Annotated in this window: 17 protein-coding genes and 1 pseudogene; 15 read left to right on the top strand and 3 right to left on the bottom strand. The window is 72.8% G+C overall.

Annotation, left to right across the window (positions count from 1 at the left end):
• The first annotated feature begins 352 nt into the window (after positions 1–352).
• From dnaK to JNW87_RS20350, 5 genes are all read left to right on the top strand, one after another.
• The gene (gene dnaK / locus JNW87_RS20330) at positions 353–2,209 is read left to right on the top strand and encodes a molecular chaperone DnaK (protein WP_109800734.1); all 1,857 of its coding nucleotides are present in this window, start codon (positions 353–355) and stop codon (positions 2,207–2,209) included.
• A gap of 48 nt (positions 2,210–2,257) precedes the next feature.
• Positions 2,258–3,001 carry a nucleotide exchange factor GrpE gene (grpE, locus tag JNW87_RS20335; protein ID WP_109800733.1) on the top strand — a complete coding sequence of 248 codons (744 nt, stop codon included), beginning with the start codon at positions 2,258–2,260 and terminating at the stop codon, positions 2,999–3,001.
• Positions 3,002–3,083: 82 nt separating this feature from the next.
• On the top strand, positions 3,084–4,274 hold the full coding sequence (gene dnaJ, locus JNW87_RS20340; protein WP_109800732.1) for a molecular chaperone DnaJ: 1,191 nt from the start codon (positions 3,084–3,086) through the stop codon (positions 4,272–4,274).
• A 29-nt stretch (positions 4,275–4,303) separates the two neighbouring features.
• Entirely contained in the window at positions 4,304–4,744 is a 441-nt protein-coding gene (locus JNW87_RS20345) for a heat shock protein transcriptional repressor HspR (protein WP_109800731.1), read from the top strand.
• 141 nt (positions 4,745–4,885) lie between these two features.
• Positions 4,886–5,092, top strand: coding sequence for a hypothetical protein (locus JNW87_RS20350; protein ID WP_109800730.1), 207 nt, complete (start codon positions 4,886–4,888; stop codon positions 5,090–5,092).
• A 218-nt stretch (positions 5,093–5,310) separates the two neighbouring features.
• Here JNW87_RS20350 and JNW87_RS20355 read toward each other — a convergent pair whose 3' ends face one another.
• The 3 genes from JNW87_RS20355 to JNW87_RS20365 all read right to left on the bottom strand — a co-directional run bounded on the left by JNW87_RS20355 (position 5,311) and on the right by JNW87_RS20365 (position 7,637).
• Positions 5,311–5,742, bottom strand: a complete 432-nt coding sequence (locus tag JNW87_RS20355) for a hypothetical protein (protein ID WP_109803609.1) — start codon at positions 5,740–5,742, stop codon at positions 5,311–5,313.
• 180 nt (positions 5,743–5,922) lie between these two features.
• A complete protein-coding gene (locus JNW87_RS20360; RefSeq protein ID WP_109803610.1) occupies positions 5,923–7,131 on the bottom strand; it encodes a cation:proton antiporter in 1,209 nt (402 codons plus the stop codon).
• 5 nt (positions 7,132–7,136) lie between these two features.
• Entirely contained in the window at positions 7,137–7,637 is a 501-nt protein-coding gene (locus JNW87_RS20365; protein ID WP_109803611.1) for a cation:proton antiporter regulatory subunit, read from the bottom strand.
• 65 nt (positions 7,638–7,702) lie between these two features.
• Here JNW87_RS20365 and JNW87_RS20370 point away from each other — a divergent pair, with 65 nt between their 5' ends.
• From JNW87_RS20370 to JNW87_RS20415, 10 genes and pseudogenes are all read left to right on the top strand, one after another.
• Complete coding sequence (locus JNW87_RS20370; RefSeq protein WP_238454215.1) at positions 7,703–8,767, top strand: hypothetical protein; 1,065 nt, start codon at positions 7,703–7,705, stop codon at positions 8,765–8,767.
• Between the two features lie 96 nt (positions 8,768–8,863).
• Positions 8,864–9,967, top strand: coding sequence for a hypothetical protein (locus tag JNW87_RS20375; RefSeq protein WP_146231185.1), 1,104 nt, complete (start codon positions 8,864–8,866; stop codon positions 9,965–9,967).
• 85 nt (positions 9,968–10,052) lie between these two features.
• A pseudogene (gene clpB / locus JNW87_RS20380) lies at positions 10,053–12,643 on the top strand (ATP-dependent chaperone ClpB).
• 179 nt (positions 12,644–12,822) lie between these two features.
• Positions 12,823–13,200 carry a hypothetical protein gene (locus tag JNW87_RS20385; protein WP_109801149.1) on the top strand — a complete coding sequence of 126 codons (378 nt, stop codon included), beginning with the start codon at positions 12,823–12,825 and terminating at the stop codon, positions 13,198–13,200.
• 70 nt (positions 13,201–13,270) lie between these two features.
• Positions 13,271–14,173 (top strand): hypothetical protein, encoded by a 903-nt coding sequence (locus JNW87_RS20390; RefSeq protein WP_109801150.1) that lies wholly within the window; start codon positions 13,271–13,273, stop codon positions 14,171–14,173.
• 83 nt (positions 14,174–14,256) lie between these two features.
• On the top strand, positions 14,257–14,886 hold the full coding sequence (locus JNW87_RS20395) for a DUF4178 domain-containing protein (protein ID WP_109801151.1): 630 nt from the start codon (positions 14,257–14,259) through the stop codon (positions 14,884–14,886).
• A 2-nt stretch (positions 14,887–14,888) separates the two neighbouring features.
• Positions 14,889–15,380 (top strand): DUF2617 family protein, encoded by a 492-nt coding sequence (locus tag JNW87_RS20400; RefSeq protein WP_109801152.1) that lies wholly within the window; start codon positions 14,889–14,891, stop codon positions 15,378–15,380.
• A 114-nt stretch (positions 15,381–15,494) separates the two neighbouring features.
• A complete protein-coding gene (locus tag JNW87_RS20405; RefSeq protein WP_238454216.1) occupies positions 15,495–15,953 on the top strand; it encodes a DUF4247 domain-containing protein in 459 nt (152 codons plus the stop codon).
• A gap of 1 nt (position 15,954) precedes the next feature.
• Complete coding sequence (locus tag JNW87_RS20410) at positions 15,955–16,377, top strand: DUF350 domain-containing protein (protein ID WP_109801154.1); 423 nt, start codon at positions 15,955–15,957, stop codon at positions 16,375–16,377.
• Positions 16,377–16,961: hypothetical protein (locus tag JNW87_RS20415; RefSeq protein WP_238454217.1), on the top strand; the 585-nt coding region annotated here is incomplete at its 3' end. The genes JNW87_RS20410 and JNW87_RS20415, both read left to right, overlap by 1 nt.

Raw genomic sequence — 16,961 nt, forward strand, 5'->3', positions numbered from 1 at the left:
CAGGCCGGCGAGCGCGGCGGGCAGGCCGTCCCCGGTGGTGCCGGGCGGAGCCTCCCCGGCGGCCGGCGGTCCGGTGCGGGCTGCGACGGCGGGCGCGCCGGTGTGGGTGGCGGGATCGCCATGCGTCGTCACCGCTAAAGCGTGCCCGACCGATGCAAGGGAAGACAACCGGACGGTAATAACGGTCGGGTTGCGTCGGGTCGGCTCAACCTCGACTTGCGTTCTCCGGGGGGCGTGGCACTATTGAGTCAAGTTCACTCAACTTGTGGTGGGATCGCTGACGGCGACGCCCGCCGGAACCCAGCGGGCAATGCCCGTCACCTGCTCGACGTTACGAAGCGAGGAAGCGAACATGGCACGTGCGGTCGGCATCGACCTCGGCACGACGAACTCCTGCGTCAGCGTTCTCGAGGGCGGTGAGCCCACCGTCATCGCCAACGCTGAGGGCTCGCGGACGACCCCCTCTATCGTCGCGTTCGCCCGCAACGGCGAGGTGCTCGTCGGTGAGGTCGCCAAGCGCCAGGCGGTCACGAACCCGGACCGGACCATCCGTTCGGTCAAGCGGGAGATCGGCACCAACTGGACCGTCGACATCGACGGCAAGAAGTACACCCCGCAGGAGATCTCGGCCCGGACGCTGATGAAGCTCAAGCGGGACGCCGAGGCGTACCTGGGCGAGCAGATCACCGACGCGGTGATCACCGTCCCGGCCTACTTCAACGACGGCCAGCGCCAGGCCACCAAGGAGGCCGGTGAGATCGCCGGCTTCAACGTGCTGCGGATCGTCAACGAGCCGACCGCGGCCGCCCTGGCGTACGGGCTGGACAAGGGCTCCAAGGAGCAGACCGTCCTGGTCTTCGACCTGGGTGGCGGCACCTTCGACGTCTCCCTGCTGGAGCTGGCCGAGGGCGTCATCGAGGTCAAGTCGACCAGCGGTGACAACCACCTCGGCGGCGACGACTGGGACCAGCGGATCATCGACCACCTGGTGAAGACCTTCCGGGGCGAGCACGGCATCGACCTGGCCCAGGACAAGATGGCCCTCCAGCGGCTCCGCGAGGCGGCCGAGAAGGCCAAGATCGAGCTGTCCGCCGCCACCACCACCAACATCAACCTGCCGTACATCACCGCCGGTTCCGCCGGCCCGCTGCACCTGGACGTGACGCTCAGCCGCGCCGAGTTCCAGCGGATGACGCAGGACCTGCTGGACCGCTGCAAGGGCCCGTTCGAGCAGGCCGTGAAGGACGCCGGGATCAAGGTCTCCGACGTCGACCACGTCATCCTGGTCGGCGGCTCGACCCGGATGCCCGCCGTGACCGACCTGGTCAAGCAGCTCACCGGCAAGGAGCCCAACAAGGGCGTCAACCCGGACGAGGTCGTCGCCGTCGGCGCCGCCCTGCAGGCCGGTGTGCTCAAGGGTGAGGTCAAGGACGTCCTGCTGCTCGACGTGACCCCGCTGAGCCTGGGCATCGAGACCAAGGGCGGCATCTTCACCAAGCTGATCGAGCGCAACACCACCATCCCGACCAAGCGCTCCGAGGTCTTCACCACGGCGGACGACAACCAGCCGTCGGTGCTGATCCAGGTCTTCCAGGGCGAGCGGGAGATCGCGGCCTACAACAAGAAGCTCGGCACCTTCGAGCTGACCGGCCTCCCGCCGGCGCCGCGCGGTGTGCCCCAGATCGAGGTCACGTTCGACATCGACGCCAACGGCATCGTGAACGTGCACGCCAAGGACCTGGGCACCGGCAAGGAGCAGAAGATGACGATCACCGGCGGCTCCTCGCTGCCGAAGGACGACATCGAGCGGATGCGCCGGGACGCCGAGGAGCACGCCGAGGACGACAAGCGGCGGCGCGAGGAGGCGGAGACCCGCAACCTGGCCGAGGCGCTCCAGTGGCAGACCGAGAAGTTCCTCGCCGAGAGCGGCGACAAGCTGCCCAGCGAGAACCGGGACCAGCTCAACGAGGCCCTCGGTGAGCTGCGCGGCGCCCTCGGCGGCCAGGACATCGAGAAGATCAAGGCGGCGCACGAGCGGCTGGCGCAGGTCTCCCAGCAGGCCGGTTCGCTGCTCTACTCGCAGCAGGCCGAGCAGGGCGAGCAGCCGGGGGCGGCCGGGCCGGGCGCGGGTGCGACCGGTGGCGCGCAGGCCGGCGGCGCCGACGACGTGGTCGACGCCGAGATCGTGGACGAGGACGGCAAGAAGTGACCTGCCGCTGTCGGACACGTACCCACGGCAGAGGGATGAGGTAGCCGCATGACGGAGAAGCCACGAGCCGCCGACCCGGGCGCCACCGGGTCGGCGCCGGGTGGCTCCGCGACCGCCGGGCACGCCGCCGGCGAGGAGCCGCGGGTCGTCATCCGTGACAAGCGCAAGATCCGCAAGACCGGGGAGGCGACGACCATCGCCGCCGACGCCGCCGCTGACGTGCCGGCCGAGGGGCTGGTCGAGGAGGCCGACGTCGTCGTCGACGAGATCGAGGCCGAGGCCGAGGTCTCCGGCCCGCCGGTGGTCGATTCCCCGGCCGAGCCGACCGAGGAGGCCGCCCAGGCGGGCGTGCCGCTCGGCGCCGAGCTGGAGTCGCTCCGCGCCGAGCTGGACGAGCGGACCCGGGACCTGCAGCGGGTGTCGGCGGAGTACGCCAACTACCGCAAGCGGGTGGACCGGGACCGTGCCCTGGTCCAGGAGCAGGCGATCGGCACGGTGCTGGCCGCGCTGCTGCCGATCCTGGACGACCTGGACCGGGCCCGCGAGCACGGCGACCTGGTGGGCCCGTTCGGCACGGTGGCCGAGCAGCTCACCACGGCGCTGGGCAAGTTCGGCCTGACCGCGTTCGGCGAGCAGGGCGACCCGTTCGACCCGACCCGGCACGAGGCGGTGGCGCACCAGACCTCCGCCGACGTGACCGAACCGACCTGCGTGCAGGTCATGCGCCGGGGTTACCAGCTCGGCGAGCGGCTGCTGCGGCCCGCGCTGGTCGCGGTTGCCGACCCGGAGTAGTGCCGACCCGCGCCGTCCCGCCCGCCCGTCAGGGGAGGGCGGGACGACCGGGGTATACGTCCCGTGGAAGGGGGGTGGACCGGTGAGTTCCAAGGACTGGGTCGAGAAGGACTACTACGCCGTGCTGGGCGTGGAGAAGTCCGCCTCCTCGGACGAGATCAAGAAGTCGTACCGGAAGTTGGCCCGGGAGTCGCATCCGGACCACAACCCCGGTGATCCGAAGGCCGAGGAGCGGTTCAAGACCGTCTCCGAGGCGTACGCGGTGCTCGGCGACGAGAAGAAGCGCCGCGAGTACGACGAGATGCGCTCGCTGTTCGGCTCGGGCGCGTTCCGCCGCAGCGCCCGCGGTGGGGGCCAGCCCGGCGGGATGCCGTTCGACGTCTCCGACCTGTTCGGCGGCGGCGCGACCGGTGGTGCCGACACCCGCTTCGGCGGGGGTGGCTTCACCGACCTGTTCAGCTCGATCTTCTCGGGTGGCGCCGGGGCCGGCGGTCCGGCCCGCCCCCGGGGTCCGGCACGCGGCCGCGACGTCGAGACCGAGGTCGCGCTGGACTTCGACGACGCGGTACGCGGGGTGACCCTGCCGCTCTCGCTGCGCGCACCCGGCGTCTGCGACACCTGCCACGGCAACGGGGCGAAGCCGGGCACCCAGCCGGTGGCCTGCCCGGTCTGCCACGGCGCCGGGGTGACCACCCGCAACCAGGGGTCGTTCAGCTTCTCCGAGCCGTGCCGCAACTGCCAGGGCGTGGGCACGGTCGTCGAGGAGAAGTGCCCGGAGTGCCACGGCACCGGCGGGGTCACCAAGACCCGCACCCTGAACGTCCGCTTCCCCGCGGGGGTGGCCGACGGCCAGCGGATCCGGCTGGCGGGCCGGGGCGAGCCCGGCGAGCGGGGCGGCCCGGCGGGCGACCTCTTCGTCCAAGTGAAGGTCCGTCCGGACGAGCTGTTCGGGCGGTCCGGGGACGACCTGACCCTGACCGTGCCGATCACGTTCCCGGAGGCGGTGCTCGGCACCGACCTGCGGGTGCCGACCCTCGACGGCACGGTGACCCTGCGGGTGCCGCCGGGTACGCCGAGCGGTCGGGTGCTGCGGGCCCGGGGCAAGGGCGTGGTGCGCAAGGACGGCCGGGCCGGTGACCTGCTGGTCACCCTCGACGTGGTGGTGCCGGCGAAGCTGTCGGACGAGGCGCGGGCGGCGCTGGAGTCGTTCGCCGACCAGACCCCGCCCGCCGCGCGGGAACATCTCGACGCGCGGGTGCGTCGATTCAGTTGATCGGGCGAGTGCTGCGGAGGTGAGCGGGGATGTCGGAGGAGTTCGTCGGCTCGGGTGACCCTGCCTACGAGGCCAAGGTGCTGATGATCTCGGTGGCGGCGCGGATGGCGGGGATGCACCCGCAGACCCTGCGCCAGTACGACCGGTTGGGCCTGGTGCAGCCGGGTCGGGCCGCCGGCGGCGGCCGCCGCTACAGCGTCCGGGACGTGGTGCTGCTCCGCGAGGTGCAGCGGCTCAGCCAGGACGACGGGATCAACCTGGCCGGGGTCAAGCGGATCATCGGCCTGGAGCGGCTGCTGGAGCAGGCGCAGCAGCGGGTGGCCCGGCTGGAGGCGGAGCTGGACGCCGCGTACCGGCGGATCGCCGAGCTGGAGGCGCTGGCCAGCTTCCCGGGCCGGGACCTCGTGCCGACCAACCGCACCTCCACGGCGCTGGTGGTCTGGCGTCCGCGCCGGAACCCGGAGCGCTGACCCACTTCGCCGCTCGACCGCTGGTCCACACCGGCCCGGCTCGCAGTTCGGGGATTCCCCGGCGCGGGCCGGGCCGCTCTCGTTAGCCTGAGAATCAGGTTCAACCAGCTCAATCCGGACTCTGAACTGGCAGGGGGAGCCATGGCGGAATCGGCGAAGAAGGTGGCCCAGCAGACGGAGGACCGGCTCGAGAAGGTGGCCGAGAACATACGGGAGAGGTTCGAGCAGGTCACCGAGGGCAAGTTCACGAACAAGATCAAGGAAGGGCGTTTCGCCGACCAGGTCGACCACGGCATCGACCACGGCCGGGCCGAGGTGAAGCGCCGGCAGCAGGGCGGATCGACCTGACGATCCGCCGACGTGCGGGCCGGGACCCACGGGGGGTCCCGGCCCGTTCGCCTTTCTCCGGAGGTGCGGGCCGGGACGCAGGGGCGCTGCGAGGGGGTCCCGGCCCGTTCGCCCGCTCGGGGTGCGGCCGGGGCCGCCAGGGGATCGCCGAGGTGGTGGGGTCCGTGGCGGCTGGAAACCGTCAGATCGGGGAAGTGGCGCGGGCCGGGAGGCGTGGTTCAGCGGATGCGGCGGTTCTCCCGGACCAGGCCGCCCTCGCACCAGTCGTGGTAGACGAAGAGATCCGGCCGGGCCAGCAGCACGCGGCTGTTGTGCGCCCAGTTGCGCATCAGCTCGTCGCCGCCCCGTTCGGCCTGCTCGACCAGCTTCCGGAAGCGGCGCTTCGGGTGGGCCCGGAAGTTCGTCCGGATGCCGTCGGCGGCGTAGATGTAGAGGCAGTGCATTGCGAACCGCCGGGCCGGGCAGGCCGGGTCCATCGCGAGCTCGAAGAGCGTCGTCACCAGGTGGTCGCCGGCGACCAGCAGGTCCCAGTCCGGGGGCATCGAGGCCAGCGGCACGGAATCCGGCTGGTACGCCCAGGCCCGTAGCTCCGTCGGTGACGGATCAACGGGGTTGGCAAAGCCGTGGAACGTCGACTCCTGCACGCTCACCGGCCAACCTTCCGCTACCGCTGGCGGGGGCACCGGCCACCCGCAGACCCTGGCTGCTGGGGCGACACGGTAACGCGGTTTCGCTCGGCGGCGGAAGACCTGTCCGGGACCGATTCGGCAACGGACGGCCGGGCCGGGTCCACCGTACGGCCGACCCGGCCCGGAAAGCATCGACCGGCGTCAGTCAGCCGCCGGGGCCGGCTCCGGCCGGCGGAGCTGGCTGCGCCGCCGCAGCCAGCGCTTGAACCAGGGGAAGTCGGGCAGCCGGGCCAGCATCGGCCCGGTCACCACGGTGATCAGCACGTACGCCGTGGCGAGCGCCGCCAGCCGGGGCTCCACCGGCTGGGCGGCGGCGACCGCCAGCCCGGCGATGACGATGGAGAACTCGCCGCGCGGGGTGAGCGCGAACCCGGCCCGCCAGCGACCGGGTTCGGCGATCCCGGCCCGCCGGGCGGCCAGGTAGCCGGTGAGCAGCTTGGTTCCCATGGTCACCACGGCCAGCGCCAGCGCCGGCAGCAGCACCGGCGGCATGTCCAGCGGGTCGGTGACCAGGCCGAAGAAGACGAAGAAGACCGCGGCGAAGAGGTCCCGCAGCGGGGAGAGCAGCTCGGTGGCGTGGTGCGCGACCGGCCCGGAGAGCGCGATGCCGACCAGGAAGGCGCCGACCGCCGCGGAGACCTGGAGCTTGGCGGCCACACCGGCGACCAGCAGGGTCAGGCCCAGCACCCCGAGCAGCAGGGCCTCCGGATCCTTGGCGGACAACGCCGCGGAGATCAGGTGGCCGTACCGGATGGCGACCGCCAGCACGAGCACCACGGTGAGCACCGCGACGGCCAGGGCGATCCCGCCCGTGACCAGGCCGACGCCGGCCAACAGCGCGGTGACCAGCGGCAGGTAGAGCGCCATCGCCAGGTCCTCGATCACCAGCACGGAGAGGATCACCGGGGTCTCCCGGTTACCGACCCGGCCCAGGTCGCCGAGGACCTTGGCGATCACCCCGGACGAGGAGACCCAGGTGACGCCCGCGAGCACCACCGCGGCCACCCAGCCCCAGCCGAGCAGCAGCGCGAACCCGAAGCCGGGCAGGGCGTTGAGCGCCGCGTCGATCAAGCCGGCCGGGGCCGCCGAGCGGAGGTTGCCGACCAGTTCGTTGGCGCTGTATTCGAGGCCGAGCATGACCAGCAGCAGGATCACGCCGATCTCCGCGCCGACGGCGAAGAACTCCTCGCTGGCGTTCAGCGGCAGCAGGCCGCCGTGACCGAAGGCGAGGCCGGCGAGCAGGTAGAGCGGGATCGGGGAGACGCCGAACCGACGGCTGAGCCGGCCGAGGAGGCCGAGCAGGAGCAGCAGCGCGCCGACCTCGACGAGCAGTGTGGTGGTTTCGTGCATCCGCCTCAGCCGTCCGGGTCACTGTCGGCGAGGACGGCGGTCACCCCGTCGAGACCCTGCCGGGTCCCGACCACGACCACCACGTCACCGGCCGCGAAGCGGAAGGTGGGATCGGGCGAGACGATCACCTCGCCCTGCCGCAGCACCGCCACGATGGAGGCGCCGGTGCGGGTACGCGCCCTGGTGTCGCCGAGCCGCTTGTTGACGTACTTCGAGCCGGCCGGGATGGCGATCTGCTCGGTGAGCAGCCCGGCGGCCTGCTCGCGCAGCCCGGAGAGCTGGCCGAGCATCAGCGACGCGCCGAGGATGTCGGCGAGCGCCTCGGCCTCGTCGTCGGTGAGCGGGATGTCGGCCTGGCAGGCGTCCGGATCGTCCGGGTCGTACAGGACGAGGTCCCGGCGGCCGTTGCGGTGGGAGACCACCCCCAGCCGGCGGCCCGATTCCGTCACCAGATCGTGACGTACGCCGATCCCCGGCAGGGCAGTCTGTTCGACACGTACTCGCACCCAGGTAAGGCTACTGTGCCCCGGAGGTTGGATTGAGTCCGCGAAGATCTTCTTCGCTGGTCGCGTTGCTCGTGCTGTTCGCGGCGGCGGCGGCCTGGACGATCGTCGACGCGGGGCAGCCGGCACCGCACCCGTTCTTTCCGGCGGCCCCGCCGCGGACCGCCGACCCGGTCGAGGTTCGCCGCGTTCAGCTCGCCGTCGCCAACGGGTACGACCGGCCGTACGTCGAGTTCGGCGACGCCCTCCACGGGTACGCCCTCTTCGCTTCCTGCGGCGGGCAGCCGCCCGCGCCGGACTGTCCGGCACTGCTCCTCGCCACCGCGGACGGCGGGCGGTCCTGGCACCGGGTCCCGCATCCCCGCCCGCTGGCGAGTGGGCAGCGGCTCGAGGTCACGGTGGACGTGCCGGTCCTCTTCGTGCCGGGGGACGGCTGGTACTTCTCCCTGGACGGCGGGAGCAGCTTCCGGCACGAGCGCGGCGCGACCCTGCCCCCGGTGGTACGGGCGCTGCGCAGCCAGGTCCAGGTCGACGACCGCACCGGCCGGCTCGTCAGGTGGCACGGGGGTGTCTGGCGGCCGCTGCCGGTCCAGCCGCCCCTGTCCCGTCCGCAGAGCGTGTACGGCAGCGACGGGCTGGTGGTGGCGGCCTCCGTCGCCAACGGGCGACCGGTGCTCGCCGTCTCGTTCGACGCGGGCGCCCACTGGCGCCGGCCCCGGGTGGCGACCCCGGACGGGGAGATTGTGGGGATCCGGGTGGCGCCGTCGGTGCGCGGCGACGTCTGGCTGATCGGTGAGCGGCGGGATCCGGGCGGATTCCCCGCCCTCTGGCACTACGACGGCGACTGGCGACCGCTGATGGTGGACCGCTACCCCGAGCCCTTCGTGTCGCTGGTGCCCTTCGGCGAGGGCCGATTGGCGGTGAGTGGCCCCGACGGCGGGGGTCTGATCACCGCCCCCGGCGGTCACTACATCGACGAGTCGTGGCCGCTGCGGGGAAACCACCGGCTGACCCTCCTCTTCGACGGCACGCTGCTGGCACGCGGACCGGAGGACGTGCTGCTGGGCGACCGCGATGGTGACCACTGGGTACGGGTGATCCTGGAGCGGCGGCGCCCGTCGACGGACAAGTGACCGGGTCACATCGCTACCCCTCCCGATGTCGATAGGACAGTCTGTTCACACGTACTCGCACCCAGGTGAGGCCGGCTACGGTGTGCTGGAGGCGCCATGGATCGGCGAACAGCCCGCTCGGTGACCGCACTGCTGTTCGTGCCGGTCCTGGCGGCCTGTTCGATCGGGGACGTCCGCCGGCCGCCGCCGAGCCCGGCGTCCGCGTCGCACCGCCCGGTCGTGACCGCACCGGCGCCGCCCCGGGTCGTCGGCTTCGACGAGGTACGCCACGTCCGGGTCGCCGTCCCCCAGCGGTACGACCAGCCGTTCGTCGAGTTCGCCGACGCGCAGCACGGCTACGCGATCTTCGCCGCCTGTGCCGGGCAGCCGCCCGGTCGCGGGTGCCCCGCACTGCTCTACGCCACCGTCGACGGTGGACACTCCTGGCGGGCGCTGCGGCATCCCCGTCCGGTCGCGCAGGACCAGCAGCTCTACGCGGTACCGGGGGCGCTGGTGCTGCTCGCCGAGCCGTACGGCTGGTACACCTCGACCGACGGCGGCGCCACCTTCGCTCACACCACCGGCGCGGAGCCGCTGCCGCTGGTGGCGGCGAGGGGCGACTACCAGGTCATCGAGGGCCTGGGCGAAGTCGGTGAGTGGGACGGCCGGCAACTGCGCCCACTGGCCGTCCAGCCGTCCGTGCGCGGGCTGAACACAGTCGGGCACTACGGCGACCTGATCGTGGCGGCCGGTGCGGCCGCCGGCCGGCCGTACGCCGCGGTGTCGCGGGACCGGGGGCGGCACTGGCTGAGCAGCGCGGTGCCGTTCTCCGGCGACGAGGTGGGGATGGTGCGGATCGCCTTCGCCCCCGACGGCGCGGGCTGGCTGATCGGGGAGCGGCCGGACCGGACCCGCTTCCCGGCGCTGTGGCGCTTTGTCCGTTCACGGTCCTGGGAGCCGGAGCCGGCCGTCGGGCATCCCGCGCAGGCCCGGTCGGTGGCGCCGATCGGGGTCGGGTTGTTGGCGGTGACCGGGCCCGACGGCGCGGGCATGGTGGCCGGGGGCCGTTACTACCACCTCGACTGGCCGCTCACGGCGGAGCACTACCTCACGGTGCTCGCCGACGGCACGATCGCCGCCCGTGGACCGGACGACGTCATCCTCGGCACCGGGTGGACCGCCAACCGGCGCTGGGCCAAGGTGACCCTGGTGAAAGGGTGAGCCAGGTCACACCGTTGGAGTTGAGCGGAATAGGCTCAACTCTGGTTGTGTCCTTCCTAGTGGACACGCCGATCCGGGGGAGCCCATGAACACGGAACGTCTCACCACCAAGAGCCGCGAGACCATCACCGGCGCCGTCGCGCTGGCGAACGAGCGCGGCCACGCCACGGTGGAGCCGTGGCACCTGCTGCTGTCGCTGCTGGACACCGAGGGCTCGACCGCCGCCGGCCTGCTGCGCGCCGTCGGGGCCGACCCCGCCGAGCTGCGCCGGACCGCCCAGCGTGCGGTCGACGCGCTGCCCGCCGCGCGCGGCTCCAGCATCGCCGAGCCCACCCTGGCCCGCGAGTTCGTCAACGCCATCGGCGCCGCCGAGCAGATCGCCCGGCCGCTGGGCGACGAGTACACCTCCACCGAGCACCTGCTCGCCGGCCTGGCCCGGGTGGGTGGCGCGGTCTCCGGCGCGCTGAAGTCCGTCGGCGCCACCGAGGAGAACCTGGTCGCCGCGTTCCCGAGCGTCCGCGGCGGCGACCGGCGGGTGACCACGCCGACCCCGAGCAGACCTACCAGGCGCTGGCCAAGTACGGCGTCGACCTGACCGCCAGCGCCCGCGACGGCAAGATCGACCCGGTGATCGGCCGGGATTCGGAGATCCGCCGGGTGATCCAGGTGCTGTCCCGGCGTACCAAGAACAACCCGGTGCTGATCGGTGAGCCCGGCGTCGGCAAGACCGCGATCGTCGAGGGCCTGGCCCAGCGGATCGTCGCCGGTGACGTGCCCGAGTCGCTGCGGGACAAGAAGCTGGTGTCGCTGGACCTCGGCGCGATGGTGGCCGGCGCGCAGTACCGCGGCCAGTTCGAGGAGCGGCTGAAGTCCGTCCTGGAGGAGATCAGGAACTCCAACGGGCAGGTCATCACCTTCCTCGACGAGCTGCACACCGTCGTCGGCGCCGGCAAGGGCGAGGGCTCGATGGACGCCGGCAACATGCTCAAGCCGATGCTGGCCCGCGGCGAGCTGCGGATGGTCGGCGCGACCACCCTGGACGAGTACCGCGAGCACATCGAGAAGGACCCGGCGCTGGAGCGCCGCTTCCAGCCGGTGCTGGTCGGCGAGCCGACCATCGAGGACACCATCGGCATCCTGCGCGGCCTCAAGGAGCGCTACGAGGTCCACCACGGCGTCCGCATCACCGACGCCGCGCTGGTGGCCGCCGCCTCCCTCTCCGACCGCTACATCACCGACCGGTTCCTGCCGGACAAGGCGATCGACCTGGTCGACGAGTCCGCGTCCCGGCTCCGCATGGAGATCGACTCGCGGCCGGTCGAGGTGGACGAGATCGAGCGGGCGGTGCGCCGGCTCGAGATCGAGGAGATGGCGCTGGCCAAGGAGCCGGACGCCGCCTCCGCCGAGCGGCTGGAGCGGCTGCGCAAGGAGCTGGCCGACAAGCGCGAGCAGCTCACCGTGCTCTCCGAGCGCTGGCAGTTGGAGAAGAGCCACATCACCAAGCTCTCCACCGCCAAGGAGGAGCTGGAGCGGCTCAGCGGCGAGGCCGAGCGGGCCGAGCGCGACGGCGAGCTGGAACGCGCCGCCGAGCTGCGGTACGGCCGGATCCCCGCGCTCAAGACCGACCTGGCCCGGGCGGAGGAGGAGCTGGCCCGGCTCCAGGCCGACGGCGCGATGCTCAAGGAGGAGGTCGGCGCCGACGACATCGCCACCGTGGTCGCCTCCTGGACCGGCATCCCCGCCGGACGGCTGCTCGAGGGTGAGACCGCGAAGCTGCTCCGGATGGAGGAGTCGCTGCGCGCCCGCGTGGTCGGCCAGTCCGAGGCGGTCGGCGCGGTCTCCGACGCGGTCCGCCGCGCCCGGGCCGGCGTCGCCGACCCGGACCGACCGACCGGCAGCTTCCTCTTCCTCGGCCCGACCGGGGTCGGCAAGACCGAGCTGGCCAAGGCGCTCGCCGGGTTCCTCTTCGACGACGAGCGGGCCATGGTCCGCATCGACATGAGCGAGTACGGCGAGAAGCACTCCGTGGCCCGCCTGGTCGGCGCCCCGCCCGGGTACGTCGGCTACGAGGAAGGCGGCCAGCTCACCGAGGCGGTGCGCCGCCGGCCGTACTCGGTGATCCTGCTGGACGAGGTGGAGAAGGCCCACCCCGACGTCTTCGACATCCTGCTCCAGGTGCTCGACGACGGCCGGCTCACCGACGGCCAGGGCCGCACGGTGGACTTCCGCAACGCGATCCTGATCCTCACCTCCAACCTCGGGTCGTCGGTCATCAGCGACCTGACGTTGGCCGAGGAGCAGCGCCGCGAGGGGGTGCTGGCGGTGGTCCGCTCGCACTTCAAGCCGGAGTTCCTCAACCGCCTCGACGACATCGTGGTCTTCGCGGCGTTGCGCGGTGACGACCTGCGCGCCATCGTCGACATCCAGCTCGACCGGATGCGCCGCCGGCTGGCCGACCGCCGGCTCGGCCTGGAGATCACCGAGGCGGCCCGCACCTGGCTCGCCGAGCACGGGTACGACCCGATCTACGGCGCCCGCCCGCTGCGTCGCCTGGTGCAGTCGGCCATCGGCGACCAGCTCGCCAAGGCGCTGCTCGCCGGCCAGATCCGCGACGGCGACACTGTCAAGGTCGACCTTGCGGACAGCAAGGACTCCCTGGCGGTCACCGCCGCCTGACCCCGTCCCCACCCGGCCGGTTCCGCCTCCCGCGGGACCCGGCCGCGCCGTCTTCCGCCCACGCGGCCCCCACCCGCCCGCGGTGATCAAGAAGTTCGCGTCGGGGGTACGCGGGTTCGGAGACGCAAACTTCTTGGTCAACCGGGTCAACCGGGCCGGCGCGGGGCAATAGTGAGGGCATGTTGGGGATCGGAAAGAAGGACCGCGAGTTGGACGCCGCCGTCAAGGAGCTGGCCAAGGCCGACACGCTCGCCTTCGGCGGGGTGGGAATCGCCTCCACGCTGCTGCCGGAGACCGAGGCGTACCGGCAGGTGGAGCGGGCGCTGGACGAGCATCCCGCCGAGGCCCGGAAGAAGGTCGACTGGCTGCTCAAGCACGGTTCGGCGGCCGGGAAGGCGTACGCGGCCACGCTGCTGGACCGGGCCGACCCGGAGGCGGGCCGGGCGGCCTGGGCGACGTTGCGCGACGACAAGGGCGAGTTCACGACGTTCAGCGGCTGCGTGATGGGTCGCGCGACGCTCCGTGACTACGCCGCCGAACGCCTCGCCGCCAACTGATCAACTCGTCGCCGGGCCCCGGCCGATCGGTCGTGCCGGCGCCTGGCGGGCAGGCCGTACCTTGCCAGCCATGACCTCGCCCGACGCCGCGCCGGCCCGCCCCGCCCGCCCGGCCATCGTTACCGTCGCCTTCTGGTTGCAGCTCGCGACCGTCGTCGTCCTGCTCCTCCTGATCGGACTGGTGATCGTCGCAGCGGTGCGCTACGACGGCCAGATCGACCGGGCGCTGCGACTGGTCCCCGACGCGGACCCGGCCGAGGTGTCGGACGAGCGGATGGGCAATCTCTTCATGGCGCTCGTCACCGGCGTCCCGGCGCTGCTCCTGGCCGGCTGGCTCGCCGCCACGGCGCTGCCGCTGGGCCGGGGCAGCAACACCGCCCGGATCCTGGTCTTCGTGGCCGCCGGCGCGCAGCTCCTGCTCTGCCTCGGGCAGGGGTGCTCGGGCGCCCTCCTCATCCCGGTCATGCTGGCCGCCGGGTCCGCCGATCCCGGTTTCGATCCGTCCGACGGCGTGCCGCCCGGCGACGACTGGGAGCAGTCGAAGTTCCTCGACACCCTCTACGCCCAGGGTGACCCCGCCGACCTGGTTTCCGGGGCCAGCGGTCTCGGCGTGCTGCTGGTGTTGGCGCTCACGATCGTCGTCGTGGTGCTGCTCCTGCTCCCGGCGGCCGACCGCTGGTTCCGGCCCGCGTCCGCTGCTCGGGCGGGCGTCCACCCGGTGGCCCTCGGCTACGGCTACCCAGTGGTCGGCGCCGCGGCCTGGCCGGGCTACCCGCCGGTCGGCTGGTCGCCCTCGCCGGGCTACCCGGCGCCCACTCCGGCGCTCCCGCCCGGCTACATGATCTGCCCGGAGCCGGCGCTGCATCTCGCCCACCCGCCCGCCGGCCCGGCGGTGTCCGCCCCGGACCCGACTCCGACCGGGTCGACCGATGCGGCCCCGACCGACCCCACCGCGGACACCCTCGGTAGCTGATCGCTGACTCGCTGGAGAGGCTTTTCCCCGGCGTGCGCGGGGTTGTTACCGTCTGCGCCGACGCACGTGGGAAGGCGGTCGGCGTGAACGGTTCGGTGGCGTACCTGGTGACGACGCTGGGGTGTCTGATCGGGGTGGCCGGTGTCGTGATCGCTGTGGTGGCGCTCCGCAAGGCCCGGTCCGGGGCGCGCCCGCCAGCGCCCGGCGACCCGTTCCGCGACCGGGACTCCGACGCGCTGCGCGGTGACCCCCGCAAGCTCCGGCCCGGCGACATCGTCGAGATCCGCCAGGTGCCGTACACGGTCCGCGGCTCGGTGCACCTGGTCGAGGGCGGGTGGAGCTGGGCGGAACACCTGCTCGACGAGGTCGGCGGGGTGAAGCGCTGGCTCTCCGTCGAGGAGGACCCGGACCTGGAGTTGGTGCTCTGGACCGCCGAACCGTCCGCCACCGTCACCCCGGGCGCGCCGACCCTCGACATCGCCGGCCGCCGGTACACCTGGGACGAGTCCGGCCAGGCCCGCTACACCGCCACCGAGGGCACCGGCCTCGACCCGCGCGGCACCATGCGCTACCACGACTACCAGGCGCCCGGCGGCGCCCGGCTCTCCTTCGAGGCGTACGGGGAAGCCGGCTGGGAGGTGGCGCTCGGCGAGAAGCTGCACCGGGCCGAGGTGATGATCTACCCGCAGGGCGGCCCGGAGAAGGGGGCCTGAGCGTGCTCGTCACCCTGCACGCGCCGTACGTCGACACCAGCGCCGCCGACCTGAGCCTGGCGCTCGGCGGCCCGGAACGCCCCGCGCTGCACGTCCGGGAGCTGACCCTGCCCGGCGGTGCGACCCTGCGGCTGCGCCTGCTCGGCGCCTCCCACCAGGTCGTCTGCGGTGGCCTGACCGAGACGGTCGCCTGCCTGCCCGGCCGTCCGCCGCACCTGCCCGGCGCCCTGCACGACGCCGCCGCCGGCTACCGGTTCACCGCCACGGTGCTCCGGCCCGACGGCGACGGCCTGCGTGCCCGGGCCGCCGCGCTCCGCGCCGAACTGGCCGACGACCCGTACGCGCTGGTCGGCGTCTTCCCCGGCGACGTGGACGCGGTCACCGCGCTCTCCGTACGCCCCGACCCGCCCGGCGGCACGGTCGGCTGGCGCACCTGGCACGCGTACCCCCAGACCAACGAGCTGGTCCTGACCGAGACGGTGGTGGCACTGTGAGCGCGAGGAGTGAGCCGGTTTTGCGAGCCCCGCAGTCGCGAACCGAGGTGGCACTGTGAGCGCGAGGAGTGAGCCGGGTTTGCGAGCCCCGCAGTCGCGAACCGAGGTGGCACTGTGAGGACGACGTACCGGCGGTGGATCGTGGTGGGGGTGGCCGTCGCCGTGGTCGGCGCGCTGATCGCCGCCTTCGCGATCTTCTACGGCAACTTCTCGCCACGCGGCTACGTGCAGGACCACTACCGCCGCGCGTCCAGCCGGGACATCGGCCGGGACGCGGTGGCGTACACGTCGACGCGCACCCCGAGCCAGGTGTCGAAGGACATCACGGAGACCTGGCAGCCCGCCGACCAGTACGTCGACGGCAGTGGGGTCTACCTGCGCTACGACGACGACTCGGTGGTGATCCTGCCGGTCGCCGCCGGCTCGCTGATCCTGCTGGAGCGGATGAGCACCGCCTACCCCCGCTACCACCACGTGGTCGGCGGTGGCTGGGGCTGGGGCCGCGGCAGCACCGTCCGGGGCGGTGGCCCCGCGCCGGCAAGTAGCCCCTCCGCCCCCTCACCCTGGAGCTGAAGTGCAGAACCTCGCCACCGATCTGCTGGTCACCCTCGCCTACGGCGTGGTCGGCGTCGCCCTGATGGGCATCGGTTACCTGCTGGTCGACCTGGCCACCCCGGGCCGGCTGAACCACCTGATCTGGCACGAGCGCAACCGCAACGCGGCGCTGCTGCTCGCCTCCAACCTGGCCGGGGTCGGGGTCATCGTGGTCGCCGCGATCGTGGCCAGCGAGGACGACTTCGTGCTCGGCCTGGTCGGCGCGGCCGCGTACGGCGTCCTCGGCCTGGTGATCATGTCGGCCGCCTTCGTGCTGCTCGACGTGGCCACCCCCGGCAAGCTCGGCGAGCTGCTGGTGGACCCGGAGCCGCACCCGGCGGTCTGGGTCTCCGCGGTCGTCCACCTCGCCACCGGGGCGATCATCGCCGCCGCCATCAGCTGATGGCCGGCGGCAAGCGGCCGCCGCCGGCCGCCGCGAAGTCCCCGGCGGCGGGCAGGTCGGCAGTTAAGGCCGGGCTGATCTCGGCGGTCGTCCTGGGTGTCGCCGGCCTCTTCGTCGTCGGGATCGTGAGCGACAGCTCCGACGACCTCAGCATCCCCGCCCCCGCGACCGACGAGCGCGCCGACACCGTGCCCATCCTCAGGGAGGCCCGCACCAGCCAGGGCATCTGCTACGGCTGGCGGCTGGCGGGCGGGTCCGACGTGGTCAGCGTCGGATCGAACCTCGGGGACGGCACGCCGGTCGCGGCCACCCCGACGTGCCCACGCTGGATCGAGGTCACCGCCGACATCACCTACACCGCGGGGAGCAGCGAGAGCTCCGACTCCGCCCGGGTCCAGGTGAAGGGCTCCGCCGACATCGACGCCGCCGACCTGTACGCCATCGAGCGCGGCCTGGAACGGTTCGGGCTGGACGACGACGCCTTCATCGACGACCCGGGCTGGGCGGTCACCCGCGCGGCGACCACCCTGCCGCTGCTCGCCGCCGAGGCCGGGCTGGCGGCGCCCGGCCGCCACCCCCACCGC

The organism is Micromonospora sp. ATA51 (genome assembly GCF_016802855.1).
In the GTDB taxonomy this organism is placed as follows: domain Bacteria; phylum Actinomycetota; class Actinomycetes; order Mycobacteriales; family Micromonosporaceae; genus Micromonospora; species Micromonospora sicca.